The organism is Alcaligenes sp. AB3, from assembly GCF_031844565.1.
Classification (GTDB): domain Bacteria; phylum Pseudomonadota; class Gammaproteobacteria; order Burkholderiales; family Burkholderiaceae_B; genus Alcaligenes; species Alcaligenes faecalis.
In genome coordinates this window covers 394732-410319 of record NZ_JAUZVM010000003.1, presented here as the reverse complement: position 1 = coordinate 410319, position 15588 = coordinate 394732, and the positions used below count along the sequence as shown (strand labels likewise).

The 15588-nt window shown below is 55.4% G+C and carries 12 protein-coding genes; 10 read left to right on the top strand and 2 right to left on the bottom strand.

The window, feature by feature from the left end; translation table 11 throughout:
* Positions 1-2: 2 nt before the first annotated feature.
* From Q9R35_RS09350 to Q9R35_RS09305, 10 genes are all read left to right on the top strand, one after another.
* Entirely contained in the window at positions 3-1292 is a 1290-nt protein-coding gene (locus Q9R35_RS09350) for a paraquat-inducible protein A (protein WP_045931607.1), read from the top strand.
* A 10-nt stretch (positions 1293-1302) separates the two neighbouring features.
* On the top strand, positions 1303-2955 hold the full coding sequence (locus Q9R35_RS09345; protein WP_086068207.1) for an intermembrane transport protein PqiB: 1653 nt from the start codon (positions 1303-1305) through the stop codon (positions 2953-2955).
* Complete coding sequence (locus tag Q9R35_RS09340) at positions 2952-3566, top strand: membrane integrity-associated transporter subunit PqiC (protein ID WP_042487873.1); 615 nt, start codon at positions 2952-2954, stop codon at positions 3564-3566. The genes Q9R35_RS09345 and Q9R35_RS09340 overlap by 4 nt, the downstream gene beginning before the upstream one ends.
* Before the next feature lie 112 nt (positions 3567-3678).
* A complete protein-coding gene (putA, locus tag Q9R35_RS09335; protein ID WP_311219752.1) occupies positions 3679-7452 on the top strand; it encodes a trifunctional transcriptional regulator/proline dehydrogenase/L-glutamate gamma-semialdehyde dehydrogenase in 3774 nt (1257 codons plus the stop codon).
* Positions 7453-7581: 129 nt separating this feature from the next.
* Positions 7582-8739, top strand: a complete 1158-nt coding sequence (locus Q9R35_RS09330; RefSeq protein WP_063693130.1) for a branched-chain amino acid ABC transporter substrate-binding protein — start codon at positions 7582-7584, stop codon at positions 8737-8739.
* Positions 8740-8867: 128 nt separating this feature from the next.
* Positions 8868-9800, top strand: a complete 933-nt coding sequence (locus tag Q9R35_RS09325; protein ID WP_021446749.1) for a branched-chain amino acid ABC transporter permease — start codon at positions 8868-8870, stop codon at positions 9798-9800.
* Positions 9797-10903, top strand: coding sequence for an ABC transporter permease subunit (locus Q9R35_RS09320; RefSeq protein WP_021446748.1), 1107 nt, complete (start codon positions 9797-9799; stop codon positions 10901-10903). Before Q9R35_RS09325 ends, Q9R35_RS09320 begins: the two co-directional genes overlap by 4 nt.
* Entirely contained in the window at positions 10900-11736 is an 837-nt protein-coding gene (locus tag Q9R35_RS09315; protein WP_009455710.1) for an ABC transporter ATP-binding protein, read from the top strand. The genes Q9R35_RS09320 and Q9R35_RS09315 overlap by 4 nt, the downstream gene beginning before the upstream one ends.
* A complete protein-coding gene (locus Q9R35_RS09310; RefSeq protein ID WP_021446747.1) occupies positions 11733-12470 on the top strand; it encodes an ABC transporter ATP-binding protein in 738 nt (245 codons plus the stop codon). Before Q9R35_RS09315 ends, Q9R35_RS09310 begins: the two co-directional genes overlap by 4 nt.
* 301 nt (positions 12471-12771) lie before the next feature.
* Positions 12772-13701: a hypothetical protein gene (locus Q9R35_RS09305; RefSeq protein WP_311219751.1), complete on the top strand. Its 930-nt coding sequence runs from the start codon at positions 12772-12774 to the stop codon at positions 13699-13701.
* 228 nt (positions 13702-13929) lie between these two features.
* On the opposite strand, the gene rlmF is transcribed toward Q9R35_RS09305, so the two are convergent.
* Positions 13930-14925, bottom strand: coding sequence for a 23S rRNA (adenine(1618)-N(6))-methyltransferase RlmF (gene rlmF / locus Q9R35_RS09300; protein WP_311219750.1), 996 nt, complete (start codon positions 14923-14925; stop codon positions 13930-13932).
* 136 nt (positions 14926-15061) lie between these two features.
* Positions 15062-15523, bottom strand: coding sequence for a dUTP diphosphatase (gene dut, locus Q9R35_RS09295; protein ID WP_042487854.1), 462 nt, complete (start codon positions 15521-15523; stop codon positions 15062-15064).
* Positions 15524-15588 lie beyond the last annotated feature (65 nt).

Sequence of the window (15588 nt, the reverse complement as noted above, 5' to 3'; positions counted from 1 at the left end):
CCGTGAGGGCATCGCGCCCCTTGATCGTCTGTACGCATTGTGACACCGTACACGAGCGAGTCCCCGTTCAAGGAGCGGGGCTCGCTCGTTGTGTGCGTTGCGATACCGAACTTTACCGCCACAGCCGCTTTTCTCCACGTGAATGGCAAGCGCTGGTTCTGGCGGTTTTCATTCTTTTTCTGATTGCCAATCTGTTTCCCGTCGTCCATCTGAGCATGGCGGGCAAAACGGTTTCTCCCACCTTTCCCAAAGCCTTGTTGCTGATCTGGCAGCAGGGATACTGGGGGCTGTCCGTGATGGCGGGACTGGTGGGTTTCTGGCTACCGCTGTTTCAACTGATCTTCCAGTTTTGGGCCTTGGGATTGATTGCCCGAGAAAAGCCCTTGCCGGGCGATTTTGGTATTGGACTGCGGGCCTTGAGCCATCTGGAACATTGGTCCATGACCGCCGTGTTGTTCCTGGGCTTGATTGTGGCCATGGTGAAGTTTGCCGGAATTGGGCATTTGACGATTGCGCCGGGCCTGTATGCCTTTTTCGCGCTGACTTTCCTGCTGACCGGCTTGAGCCGCATTACGGCAGGGCGTCTGTGGCGCTGGGCAGAGGATCGTGATCTGGTGCCCGTTTCGACCCGGCAGGTCTTGAAAGAGCATCCGTCCTGGAGCGCCTGTACCCACTGTGGCTTTGTGCAGTCCAGCCAAAAACAGGATTGTGACCGTTGTGGTGCAACCGTTCATAAACGCAAGCCCAATAGCCGTACCCGGGTTGCCGCCCTGGTGCTGACGGCCTGCGTGTTCTATATTCCTGCCAATATCCTGCCTGTCATGGAGCTGCGCAGCATTTTGGGCAGCAGCGCCCACACGATTTTGGGTGGCGTGATTGAGCTCTGGCAGCTGGGTTCCTGGGACCTGGCGCTGATCGTGTTTATCGCCAGTATTGTCGTTCCCATTACCAAGCTCCTGGCGTTGATGATTCTGTTGTTGGGACGTCGCTGGCGGGGCAACGCGGTGCAGCGTCAACGCAATCGCATTTACGATATGGTCGAGCTGATTGGTCAATGGTCCATGCTGGACGTATTCGTGGTGGTCCTGATGGCTGCCCTGGCCAACTTCCCCGGCCTGTCGCAGATTATTCCTGGGGCAGGGGCCTTGAGCTTTGGCATGGTGGTGGTCTTGACCATGCTGGCCGCGCTCAGCTACGACCCTCGGCAAGGCTGGGACCAGGATACCCACGAAGAACAACGTATAGAACCGCAACAAAAGCCGTCTCCGCCTGCATCACAGGCGACTTCCTGAAGGAAACAAGGTGCACGATCCAACAACTAACCCGCCTGACGGTCAGACCGAGCCCGCACAGCCCAAACTGATCCCCTCCCAGCGATCCCGATTCTCCTGGATCTGGATTTTGCCTATTGCGGCTGCCCTGGTAGGAGCGTCCTTGGTATTGCGAAACTGGATGTTGACCGGGCCTCGCATCACCATCAGCTTCGACTCAGCCGAAGGCTTGGCGGTAGATCAGACCAAGCTGCGGTATCGCGAGGTGGATGTGGGCACAATCTCCGATATTCAGGTGGCTCCCGATCGCAAAGGGGTGATCGTGACGGCGCAGCTGGAACGGGATGGTTCGGAGTTCATCACACAAAAAGACACGCGCTTTTGGGTTGTGCGTCCACGCTTGGGTTTGAGTGGTGTCTCGGGCCTGGGTACCTTGCTATCGGGTGTGTATATTGGCGTAGACGCGCCTTTTGAAACAGACAAAAAGGGCGAGCAACTGGAATTTGTAGGCTTGGAAAGTCCGCCTGAAGTGACCAGTGGCCGTGCCGGCAAACGCTATGTACTGACAGCGCCTGAGCTTGGCTCGCTGGATCTGGGCTCGCCCGTGTACTACAAGGGCATACAGGTGGGGCAGGTCAGCAGCTACGAGCTGAACGAAGAAGGCGATGGGGTGCGTGTGCAGGTGTTTGTGGATGCGCCCAATGATAAATTCGTGACACAAGGCTCGCGCTTCTGGAACGTCAGTGGTGTGAACATGTCCCTGGATTCCACTGGCTTTAATGTGCGCACGCATTCTTTGGTTTCTGCCTTGGCAGGTGGCTTGGCCTTTGATCAGATGGAAGGCGAGCCTACCGATGTCGCCGCTGCTGATACGCAGTACGAGCTGTTCTCCACCCAGAATCGCGCCATGGCCGAACCGGATGGTCCGGCCGTCGAGCTGCGCTTCCACTTTCATCAGTCCGTGCGAGGTCTGGTGCCGGGCTCCAAGGTTGAGTTCCGTGGCCTGGAGCTGGGTCAGGTCTACGACGTGGATCTGGAGTTCGATTTTGAGCGCAAACGCTTCTTTGCCTTGGTCAAAGCGCGTATCTATCCGCAACGCTTTGGCCGCTTGTACGAGCGTGTTGTGGAAACCCGTCCGGATGAAAAAGATCCGATGACGGCCTTGTTCAAGCCAATGGTGGAACGTGGCCTGCGTGGTCAGTTGCGTCCTGCCAGCCTGATTACCGGTCAGCAGTACATTGCCCTGGAGTTCTTCGACAAAGCGCCTGAAGCGGACTTCGATGAAAACGCCAAGCCATTGGTGGTGCCCGTCATCGCTGGCGACTTCGACCGTTTGCAGGAGCAGGTCAGCGATATCGTGACCAAGATTGCCGCTATTCCTTTCGATCAGATTGGCAAGAACCTGCAAAGCGGGCTGACGGAGCTGGGTCAGGTGCTCAAGCAGCTGGACAAGACGACAGTGCCGCAACTGAATGGTGCGCTCAAATCCATGGACGCGGCGGTTCAGAAGCTGGGCGCCATGCTGGACTCGGACTCTTCCTTCAATACTTCTGTGGATCAAACCTTGAGCGAGCTGAAGCGCTCCTTGCGATCCCTGCGTGATTTAAGCGATACCTTGCAAAGCCAGCCCTCGGCGGTCTTGCGAGGCCGTTCCCCTGACGTGCTGCCGGAGCCTGCGCCATGAAGTCTCGTTTTCTGATTCCCGTGGCGTTCGCCGGTTTGCTGACGGCTTGCGCCTCGACCACACCCACTTACTACACCTTGCAAGCCTCCAATGCCGCTCCGGCGGCTGCGGCTCCTTCCACGCAAGTGTGGAAGGGCTTTCAGCTGCGACGCATGGATGTGCCTGCCCAATTGGATCGTCGATCCTTTGTACTGACGCAGACGGCGGGCGGGCAGGTTAACCTGCTCAACGATAGCCAGTGGGCATCGCCCTTGCCCGATGAAATGTCTCTGGCCTTGGCGTCCGGTTTACAGGATCGGCTAGGCGTTCCGCAGCTGGCCAGCGCTGCTGCGAAAACACCGCTCTGGCAGATTGATGTGCTGGTGCAGCGCTTTGAGTCTGTCTATGGGGAGCGCGCTACGCTGGAGTTGAGCTGGACCCTGACGCCGCTCGGTTTTGAGGGCAAGACTCAGCAATGCCGCTGGTTGGATACCGAGCCTGCATCCTCGGTACCCGAGCTGGTGCAGGCGCATCGCCAATTGCAGCAGCGCTGGGCGGATGCACTGGCTGCTCAAATGCAAGGTAAACCTGTCCCGGTTAACCTGAACAAGGCCATGCTCTGCGTCAGTTAACCTTTCAAGTTAACCTTTTCTTGTGCGGGTTAACCTGAATACGAATTTGGGTTAACCGTCAGTATTATTTCGGCATATCGCAGTCAACAAAAGCGTAACCGGGATAAGAAGCATGGCGAGCACAACCTTAGGGATTAAAGTCGATATAGAACTGCGCGAGCGTCTGCGACGTGCGGCAGATCAGTTGCAATGCACCCCGCACTGGCTGCACAAGCAGGCTTTGTTGTCCTATATCGAAGGCATAGAACGAGGTGTGCTGCCTGGCGAATTGGCTCTGCTGAGCGGCGGCGATTCCGAAGCCACCGAGGAAGGTGTGCTGATGCCATCCATCCCGTTTTATGGCTTTGCTCAAGATGTGCAACCGCAAAGCGTGTTGCGCGCTGCCATTACCGCCGCCTACCGCCGTCCAGAAACCGATTGCTTGCCTTTGCTGCTGAGTGCAGCGCGTTCCTCTCAAAGTGCGCGTGCCCAGGAGCTGGCCGCTCGTTTGGTCAAAGCCCTGCGCGCCAAGCGTCGTGGCGGTGGCGTAGAAGGTCTGATCCAGGAATTTTCCCTGTCCAGCCAGGAAGGCGTGGCCTTGATGTGCCTGGCTGAAGCCTTGCTGCGTATCCCTGACCGCGCCACACGTGATGCCTTGATTCGTGACAAGATCAGCCACGGTGACTGGCGGGCGCACATGGGCGAGTCCCCCTCGCTGTTCGTGAATGCCGCTACCTGGGGGCTGATGCTGACAGGTCGTTTGGTCAGCGTGAATAGCGAAAAGAGTTTGTCCTCCGCCTTGACCCGCATGATCGGCAAGGGCGGTGAGCCCCTGATCCGCAAAGGCGTGGATGTCGCCATGCGCATGATGGGCGAGCAGTTCGTGACCGGGCAAACCATTGCCTCGGCGCTGGCCAATAGCCGCAAGTTTGAAGAGCAGGGCTTCCGTTATTCCTACGACATGCTGGGCGAGGCCGCGACGACAGCGGAAGACGCGCAGCGTTACTACCAGGCATACGAGCAAGCGATCCACGCGATCGGTCGTGCCAGTCAGGGTCGCGGGATTTACGAAGGTCCTGGCATTTCCATCAAGCTGTCTGCATTGCACCCGCGCTACAGCCGCTCCCAGCGTGATCGCGTCATGCGTGAACTGTTCCCGCGCTTGTTGTCCCTGGCGCAACTGGCTCACCACTACGATGTGGGGCTGAACATTGACGCAGAAGAAGCGGACCGTCTGGAAGTGTCCTTGGACTTGCTGGACAAGCTGTGTTTCGACCCGTCTTTGGCAGGTTGGAACGGCATTGGTTTTGTGGTGCAGGCCTATCAAAAGCGCGCACCCTTTGTCATTGATTATCTGATTGATCTGGCCCGCCGCAGCGGTCACCGCTTGATGCTGCGTCTGGTGAAAGGTGCATACTGGGATTCGGAAATCAAACGTGCCCAGGTGGATGGTCTGGAAGACTACCCCGTCTACACCCGCAAGGTGCACACGGATGTGTCTTATCTGGCTTGCGCTCGTAAGCTCCTGCAGGCTCCGGAAGCCGTTTACCCGCAGTTTGCGACACACAATGCACAAACCCTGGCCGCCATTTACGTGATGGCCGGTCAGAACTACTACACCGGCCAATATGAGTTCCAGTGCCTGCACGGCATGGGCGAGGATCTGTACGACGAAGTCGTCGGCCCGATCAAGGATGGCAAGCTGAACCGTCCTTGCCGTATCTACGCACCCGTCGGTTCTCACGAAACCTTGCTGGCTTATCTGGTGCGCCGTCTGCTGGAAAACGGTGCCAATACCTCCTTCGTGAATCAGATTGGTGATGCCGATGTGAACATGGAGCAACTGATTGCCGACCCCGTGGCTCAGGCCTTGAGCCTGCAACCTTTGGGTCGTCCACACGACAAGATTCCTCTGCCGCGCCAGTTGTACTGGGATGCCGAGCAGCGCTTGAACTCGGCTGGCCTGGATTTAAGCAATGAGCATCGCCTGGGCTCCTTGGCCGCCACCTTGATGCAAACCGCTGCCTTGCCACGTCAGGCTCAGCCTATCCTGGGTCAGGGCAATCCGGTCTGGGATGAGTCCAAGGCAACGATTGTGCGCAATCCGGCCAATCATCAGGATGTAGTGGGGCAGGTCATGTACGCCACTGCGCAGGATGTGGAGCAGGCTCTGGAAGCCGCCAGCCACTATGCGCCAATTTGGCAGGCTACGCCGGTAGAAGAGCGTGCCGCTGCCTTGCAGCAAGCCGCCCAACTGCTGGAAGACAATATGCAGGACTTGATGGGACTGCTGGTGCGTGAAGCCGGCAAGTCCTATGCGAATGCGATTGCAGAAGTGCGTGAAGCCGTGGACTTCCTGCGCTATTACGCCGGGCAAGTTCTGCGCGACTTTGATAATGATGAGTACCGTCCTGTGGGTGTGGTGCTGTGCATCAGCCCCTGGAACTTCCCCTTGGCTATTTTCCTGGGTCAGGTCTCGGCGGCTCTGGCTGCAGGCAACGTCGTCCTGGCCAAGCCAGCTGAACAAACCTGCCTGATTGCGGCGGCCGCTGTCGAGCTGCTGCACAAGGCAGGGATTGCTCCCGGTGCCTTGCAGCTTCTGCCCGGCGATGGTCCCTCTGTGGGCGCGCCGTTGGCTGCCAGTGAGCAGGTGAATGCCGTCATGTTTACCGGCTCGACTGCTGTCGCCATGGGCTTGAATCGTCAATTGGCCAAGCGTCTGACGGCAGGCGGCCAGGCCGTCCCGCTGATTGCAGAAACCGGTGGCTTGAACGTCATGGTGGTCGACAGCTCGGCTTTGCCTGAGCAGGTGGTGTTTGATGTCCTGAACTCGGCCTTTGACTCGGCCGGTCAGCGTTGTTCCGCCTTGCGCCTGCTGTGCATTCAGGAAGACGTGGCCGAGCGTGTGTTGAACATGCTCAATGGTGCCATGCAGGAACTGAGCGTGGGCAATCCCGATCTGCTCAGTACCGATGTAGGCCCGGTGATTGATGAAGAAGCCCGCTCCGGTATTGAAGAGCACATCAGTGCCATGCGTGAGGCAGGTTTTCGCATCACCCAAAGTGAACAAAGCCGCAGCCTGACAGGGACGTTTGTTTTGCCGACCATTATCGAGATCGAGCAGGTCAAGGATCTGGAGCGCGAAATTTTCGGCCCCGTTCTGCACGTAATGCGTTTCAAGCGCAGCGAGCTGGACAGCCTGATCAATCAGATCAATGAACGCGGTTACGGTCTGACTTTTGGCGTGCACACCCGTCTGGATGAAACCGTAGAGCGTGTCGTTTCGCGCATTCACGCTGGTAATGTTTATGTAAACCGCAATATGGTGGGTGCGGTAGTGGGCGTACAGCCTTTCGGTGGTGAAGGTCTGTCGGGTACTGGCCCCAAAGCAGGCGGCCCCTTGTACCTGCGCCGACTGCTTAGCCGTTGCCCGCAAAACCTGCCTTTGCAAAGCTGGCAGGAGCAGGGCGTGGTCTTGCCCGGCCCGACAGGTGAAGCCAATATGTATCAGCTGCATCCACGGGGTCGCGTCCTGTGCATGCCCGTCAGCGTGCACGGCTGGAGAGCGCAACGTGAAGCCTGCGCGCAAAGCGGCAACCAGGCTATCTTGCTGGATCGCTTGGGTCTGGGCGGCTGGCAGGATGCCCCTGCCGAGCAAATCACCATGTCCGATTTGGGTGAGGCAGATTATGATGCAGTTTTGTTTGAAGGTGACAGCGACGAACTCCGGCAAGTGCTGGGCCAAGTGGCGGAACGCCGTGGCCCCATTGTTGGGGTTCAGGGCTTGTTGACACAGGAATTGGAGGGGGGCGCGGCATACGTGGTCGAGCGTTTGCTGCGCGAAGTCTCGGTCAGTACCAATACAGCGGCAGCTGGGGGCAATGCCAGTCTGATGATGGTCGGTTGATCTCAGCGGGCACCCATTTTTATGCACACGTTTGGTCGCACATTTCACCTGGAGCGGCGGCCCTGCGTTCATTCTCACGGCACGGGCCGACAAGTAGCGCGGCTATATTAAAAAACGAAGGAGAACAATATGCAGTCCATCACGAGCTTTAAATTGGCCTTGGTTTCGACAGCAGTTTTCGGTGCATTGGCAGCTAGCCCTGCTTTTGCCGCTGACAAGGTGATCAAGCTGGGCTTTTCGGCCCCCTTGACCGGCCCGCAGGCTCACTACGGTGAAGACATGCGCAATGGTCTGGTGCTGGCGCTGGAAGAAGCCAACGCCCAGAAAATTGAAATTGATGGCGCAACCGCCCGTTTTGAACTGGTGGCCAAGGATGACCAGGCTGACCCGCGTACGGCGGTTCAGGTGGCTCAGCAAATTGTGGACGACGGTGTTGATGGCGTATTGGGCCACTTCAACTCGGGCACCACCATTCCGGCTTCGCGTGTGTACAACGACGCGGGCATCCCCCAGATCGCCATGGCAACTTCCCCTGAGTACACTCAGCAAGGTTACGACAACACCTTCCGCATGATGACCAGCGACACCCAGCAAGGTGCGGCTGTGGGCCAGTTCATCGTCAAGGATCTGGCGGCCAAGAAAGTGGCCCTGATCGACGACCGTACCGCTTACGGCCAGGGTCTGACTGACCAGGTTGCCCGTGCGGTAGAAAAAGCAGGTGGCCAGATCGTGGCCCGTGAATACACCACGGACAAAGCCAACGACTTCACCTCCATTCTGACCAACATCAAGTCCAAGGCACCCGATGCCATCTTCTTTGGTGGTCTGGATGCGCAATCCGGCCCCATGAAGCGTCAGATGCAGACGCTGGACATCAAGGCACCGCTGGTTTCGGGTGAAATGACACGCAGCGACACCTTCCTGCGTCTGGCTGGCAATGCCGCCAACGGCACTTACGCGTCCCTGGCTGGTGTGCCGCTGTCCACCATGGCGGCTGGCGAAAAATTCGCCAAGGACTACCAGGCCCGCTTCAAGGCTGAGCCCGGTGTTTACGCTCCGTACGCCTACGATGGCGCCTGGAACATGATCACCGCCATGAAAGAAGCCGGTTCTTCCAAAGCGGAAGACTACCTGCCCAAGCTGGCCGCCTTGAAGCGCAACGGCGCCACCAGCAGCAACATTGCCTACGACCAGAACGGCGACCTGAAAGAAATCGCCGTCACCATCTACGAAGTTAAAGATGGCAAGTGGACGATGGTGAAAACCATGGTCAGCCAGGCTAACTAAGTACGTTTGATCCTGCAGTTTGAGCCCTTCGGGGCTCATCTTTACCGTGGCCTGTGTTTGGCAGGCCCACGCTCCCTGTTCTATCGCCCTGCGCTGGGGCTGGGAGCAATGACCACGAGTCCCAATCTATGGAAATCCTGATACAACAACTAATAAATGGCCTGACCGTGGGCAGTGTCTACGCCCTGGTGGCGCTGGGCTACACCATGGTGTATGGAATTATTGGCCTGATTAATTTTGCGCATGGTGATGTAGTCATGGTTGGGGCGATGCTGGCCACGACAGTGGTGTTATCGCTGGTCGGCGCGGACCCGGCAGGGCTGTCCGCCTGGCTGATGGTGGGGTTGGCCCTTTTGGCCGCTATTCCCGTCTGCATGGGCATAGGCTGGACTGCCGAGCGTTATGCCTATCGACCCTTGCGCCGGGCCCCTCGTCTGGCTGCACTGATCACTGCCATTGGTGTGTCCTTTATTGTGCAGAACCTGGCCATGATGATCTGGGGGCGCAATTACCTGAGCTTCCCGCACATTATTGAACCCATGGTGTTTCAGCTGGGCGACGCGCGTATCAGCTTGCTGCAGATTCTGATTATTGGTGGTGCTGCTGCGATCATGTCCGGCTTGATGGTGCTGGTGCACCGCACCCGTCTGGGCACCGCCATGCGTGCAACCGCTCAGAACCGCGAAGTGGCTGGCTTGATGGGGGTGAACATCAATACCGTGATTTCCGCCGCTTTTGTCATTGGCTCGGCCTTGGCTGCCGTCGCGGGCGTCATGATTGTGACCTACTACGGTGTCGCCCAATACACCATGGGCTTCATGCTGGGCCTGAAAGCCTTTACCGCCGCCGTTCTGGGGGGCATTGGTAATTTGGGTGGTGCCATGCTGGGTGGCTTGCTGCTGGGCTTGATCGAAGCTCTGGGCGCAGGCTACATCGGTGACCTGACCAATGGGGTCTTTGGCAGTAACTATCAGGATGTGTTCTCTTTTATCGTGCTGATCTTGGTGCTGATTTTCCGTCCCTCGGGCCTGTTGGGTGAACGTGTGGGAGATCGCGCATGAGTCTGAATCAAACCTTAAGTGGCGCTGGCTCCAAACAGCGTCCTGCAACACCCGCCAAAGTCTGGGTCGGTGCGCTTCTGATTGGTGTGGTGCTGGCCATTTTGCCTTTCGTGCTGGGCATGGCCGGTCAAAGCTGGATTCGCACCCTGAACTTTGCCCTGCTGTACGTGATGCTGGCCCTGGGCCTGAACATCGTGGTGGGTTTTGCCGGTCTGCTGGATTTGGGCTATATCGCTTTCTATGCCGTAGGCGCCTATGTCTGGGCCATGTTGGCATCGCCGCATTTTGGTCTGCACCTGCCGTTCTGGATGGTGTTGCCAGCCGGTATCGCTCTGGCTGCCGTATTCGGTGTGCTACTGGGCTTTCCGGTCCTGCGCTTGCGAGGCGACTATCTGGCGATTGTGACGCTGGGCTTCGGTGAAATTATCCGCATCTTCATGAATAACCTGGATGCGCCGGTCAATATTACCAACGGCCCGCAAGGGATCAACCGGGTCGATACCTTCAAGATTGGCGACTTCATCTTCGGCAAGGCGGAAACCCTGTTTGGTATACGGATTACCGGGCCAGAGAAATACTATTACCTGCTTCTGCTGATCACGCTGTTGATCGTGTTCATCTGCGTGCGCTTGCAGCACTCCCGTATCGGCCGTGCCTGGGAAGCCATTCGTGAGGATGAAATCGCAGCCAAGGCCATGGGCATCAATACCCGTAACGTCAAACTGCTGGCCTTTGCCATGGGTGCAACTTTTGGTGGTGTGGCTGGGGGCTTGTTTGCTTCCATGCAAGGCTTCGTTAGCCCAGAGAGTTTCAGCCTGACCGAGTCCATTTCCGTGCTGTGCATGGTGGTGCTGGGCGGCATGGGCCATATCCCTGGGGTGATCGTGGGTGCTTTGCTGCTCTCCGTATTCCCCGAGCTGCTGCGCTCCGTCGTGGTACCGCTGCAGCAAAGCGTGTTTGGCGACGTGATTCTGGATCCGGACGGCATCCGTATGCTCTTGTTCGGCTTTGCCCTGGTACTGGTCATGATTTATCGCCCTGAAGGCCTGTGGCCCTCTGCAGTGCGCCGTCGTGAACGCAAAATGAAGCAGGTGCAAGCATGAGTCTGAGCATGAACCAACAAGTAAAAGACGGCGAGGTGTTGTTGCAGGCAGAAGGCTTGTCCAAACGCTTCGGCGGCTTGCAGGCCTTGTCCGAAGTCAGCTTCAGCATTCGCAAGGGCGATATCTACGGTCTGATTGGTCCGAACGGCGCGGGTAAAACCACGCTGTTCAACGTGATGACGGGCTTGTACATTCCCGAGTCGGGCCGCTGCACCTTTGCAGGCCGCAACCTGACCGATTGCAAACCCCATCAAATCGCTGAATCCGGTTTCGCGCGTACCTTCCAGAACATCCGCTTGTTCGGCAGCCTGTCTGCCCTGGAAAACGTCATGATCGGCCGCCACGTCCGCACCCGTGCTGGCGTGTTGGGCGCGGTATTGCGTAATCGCGCTACCCGTCAGGAAGAAGAACAGATTGAGGCCCGTGCCTACGAGCTGTTGGATTACGTAGGCATCGCGCAGCACGCCAACGAGATTGCCCGGTCCTTGTCCTACGGCGACCAACGCCGCCTGGAAATTGCCCGTGCATTGGCAACTGATCCTATGCTGCTGGCACTGGATGAACCCGCTGCCGGTATGAACCCCTCCGAGACAGTGGTGCTGCGCCAGCTAATAGAAAAAATCCGTGGTGACGGTATTACCGTCCTGCTGATTGAACACGATATGAAGCTGGTCATGGGCCTGTGCGATCGGGTTCTGGTGCTGGAATACGGCAAAGTGCTGGCCGAAGGCAAGCCCGCCGAAGTCCAACATAACCCGCGCGTGATCGAAGCCTATCTGGGCGCAGGTGCAGCCAAAGAGCTGGGCATTACCGTTGAAGAGGAAAAGGCATGAGCACAGAACCGTTGATGCTGGATATTCGGGGTCTGGATGTAGCTTATGGCGGCATCCGGGCGGTACGCGGCCTGGATCTGCGAGTGGGCAAGGGTGAACTGGTTTGCCTGATCGGTGCCAACGGCGCCGGTAAAAGCACGACGCTGCGAGCCATTACAGGACTGGTGCCTGCGGCTGCAGGGCAGATCGAACATCAAGGCGAAAGCATCGTCGGCCTGCCATCGCACCAGTTGGTGAGACGCGGTGTGGTCATGGTGCCGGAAGGGCGGGGGATTTTTCCGCAACTGACGATTGAAGAAAACCTGGCCATGGGGGCGTATACCCGCAAGGATCATCACGAAGTGCGCCAGGATATCGAGCGTATCTATACCTTGTTCCCGCGTCTGGCTGAGCGTAAAAAGCAGTCTGCAGGGACTTTGTCGGGTGGGGAGCAACAGATGGTGGCAATGGGACGGGCTATGATTTCCCGGCCTTCATTGCTGCTGCTGGATGAGCCTTCAATGGGCTTGGCTCCCATTATGGTCGAACGGATTTTTGAACTGATCCAGACGATTGCTAAAGAAGGCGTGACGATTTTGCTGATCGAGCAGAATGCGCGACTGGCGCTGGAGCTGGGGGATCGAGGATATGTGATGGAGTCGGGGCGGATTATCTTGGAAGGCCCGGCTGCGCAGTTGCTGCATGATCCGAAGGTGAGGGCAGCGTATCTGGGGGAAGAGGATTTTGCGGCGTAAGTAGCCGTGAACTCTATAAAAGGCCAGTTAGCTTGAGGCTAATTGGCCTTTTTTTGGGCTTGGCGATATGACGATAAGAGCTTTGAAGAAGGGAAAGGTAAATCTTACTTGTCACTGGCGTCCAGCTAGCGGTGCCTGGTTGGAGCTTTTTTCTGACTTAATATGCTCAACAAGCTACTATCATCGTTGCAGTAAATCAATTTGGTTGACTTTGGTACAAATCGTTGGGTTATCTAAGTAGTAGAGAAGACAGTGTTTTATGATGTCATCAGTCTCGGATATTTAAACTATAAAATAAACCATGGCTAATATTGATCCTCTAAACGCGTTAGGAATAATTTTCACGATATTGTCATTTGGTGCTGCCGCTTTCTTCAGTTTAGCGATGGCAACGAAAAAGTTTAGAGATTCTGTTATTAAAGAGATGAAAGGTCGCTCATTTGGATCTGCTGGGATTGAGCAGCTGGCTCATACGTGGGTGATGGTATTTGAGCATTACTTTGGAACGCGATTCCTATCTCTCAGGCAGCTATTAACTATTCCAATATACACTCTATTGGTTTCCTGTTTATATATTGTTCTTTGGTTTTTTTTCAACAATTATATGGGAGAAGGCGAGACTTTTGGCTATTCTTCACCTATTTTGAGACAAGCGCTGTATGACTATTTCCATAGAGGGATTTTTATAGCCTTAATAGTAGATACTTTATCTATTTCATTAAGTAGGCTGGCTATAAAAACAGGGAAACAAAATGGTTATCTATCTTTTCGCTTCTTCTTTTTATTTTTAATAACTGCTTCGTTATCATTTTTGTTTTTTACTTTAGGGTTGTATTTTCTTAGAGTATTCGATATGGTTCAGCTATATTTGACTGTGGCGCCATTTGATGAAATTCCTGTTATTCCTTATAAGCCGTTTGAGGGAGTTTCAATTCTTTTTAAATTATTTGACTTGCCAACTGTTATTCACGTGACCTCAGTAGGGTTGTATTCTACATACTTTATCCCTGAGCCAGTCTTGTTTTATGCGGCGTTAACAAGTCAGCTTTCATTTGTATTTCTTGTTTTTTCACATTTGCTGGCTAAGTTATTGCTTTTTGTAAAGCAAGCTTCCATCAAAACCCTGCAAACGGCAGGGACTACTACAGGTGCTGCAAATGGAATATTTACAGCAATGTTGCTTTGGATGCTTGCGATCGTATTATTTTTTGTTTTTATAGCATTTTATTGATCTTAAGCGGTATTTCTTTTTTTAAAGGTGCTTTTCTACTTCAGGCGATAGAGCAGGTGGAACGCAAGCATTATATTTTTCTGGCATTGATCGATAAACCGATGTTGACTTGTTGATACTAGCTCTTATTTGATTGTATTTACCCTGCTCTAGTATTTAAACTACGTGTCTCAGAGTGGAAATTAAAGGTGGGAGCATTTTGTCTTTGGTGTTGTACTGAGCCTAAGTCTATCTCCAGCGCTCCTCGCGCCAGTTTTTTTGTCCTTCGGCACCAAGAAAAGTCCAGGCCACAAAACGACTTTGCTTTTGTCCCTGCGTCATTTCTACGGTTTTGACCTTAACCGCTTTGGCCTTTTTTAAGGCCTTCAACACACCGGGCACGTTCGACGCTTTGGACACCAAGGTGCTGAACCAAAGCACTTGCCCACCTACCGCCACGCTTTCTTCTATCATGCGACGGATGAAAAGCGCCTCGCCGCCTTCGCACCACAACTCCGTATTCTGCCCACCAAAGTTCAGCACAGGAGCATTGTGCTTGGGTGCAGCCTTGCCCAAGCCACGCCATTTACGTTGACTGCCGCTTTCAGCCTCTTCCTGTGAGGAATGGAAGGGAGGGTTGCACAGCGTCAGGTCAAAGTAATCGTTTGCGTTCAGCAAGCCCTTGAAAATATGTCTGGGCGACTTCTGCTGGCGTAACTTGATTGCTGCCGACAAGCCAGGATTCCCATGAATAATGCTTCGTGCAGAAGTCAGCGCATCGGCGTCTATGTCCGATCCTAGAAACTGCCACCCATATTCGGTATTGCCAATCAATGGGTAGATCGCATTTGCGCCCACGCCAATATCCAGGACGCGTACTGCCTCATCACGGGGAATAGCTCCCTTATTGCTGTTGGCCAGCAGATCGGCCAGATAGTGTACGTAATCGGCACGACCCGGAATGGGAGGGCAGAGGTAATTGGCAGGAATATCCCAATGCGCTATGCAGTAAAAGCTCTTGAGCAGGGCGCGATTCAGGGTTTTGACGGCATTCGGATCTGCGAAATTGATGCTTTGATCACCGTACGGATTCAAGAAAACGAAAGCAGCCAGTTCGGGCGTTTCTTTGATGAGAGCGTCAAAGTCGTAACGGCCCTGATGGCGGTTACGCGGATGGAGTTGAGCCGCCGTTTTGTTTGAAGTGGGTAATTCAGAGTTGGAATTACCTTTTTTGGGAGAGGGCATTGAAATCCGAAATTGGCTTGGGTAAGTCTGAATCGTGGCGTTGCTAAGTTTTTAAAGCAAAGTGTCAGGACTAAGGAAGGAGCGATGCTTGCTGCGCCAAGGCATTTTGCATCGCATCCTTTCCCTGTTTTAATGCTTAGTTCTTGCCCGTGCTACCAAAACCACCTGTACCGCGCTCGGTCTCGGTAGAGAACTCGTTCACAAACTGCAGCGCCACTTGCACCACAGGTTGGAACATCAACTGGGCGATACGCTCGCCGGGCTGGATCACGTAGTCCTGATCGCTGTCGTTGGCCAGGATCACGCCGATTTCGCCGTGGTAGTCGGCATCAATGACGCCAATGCCTTGTGCTACACGCACGCCATGCTTCAAGGACAGGCCCGAGCGCGAGGCGACGATGGCCACCAGGCCAGGATCCATCATATTGATGGCCAAACCTGTTTTAACCAGCGTACGGCCGCCTGCAGGCAGGGTAACGGCTTCGCTCAGGCAGGCGCGCAGGTCCATGGCGGCCGAGCCGTCCGTGGCATAGCTGGGGGCTTCAATCGTGGTGCCCAACAAGTCATTGACGATGCGAGCTTCAATACGGCGGTGCATAGACGGTATCCTGGAAAAAAGAGAGGCAGCGCACCTGCTTTAGCGCTGCCCGTCATCATAAAAGA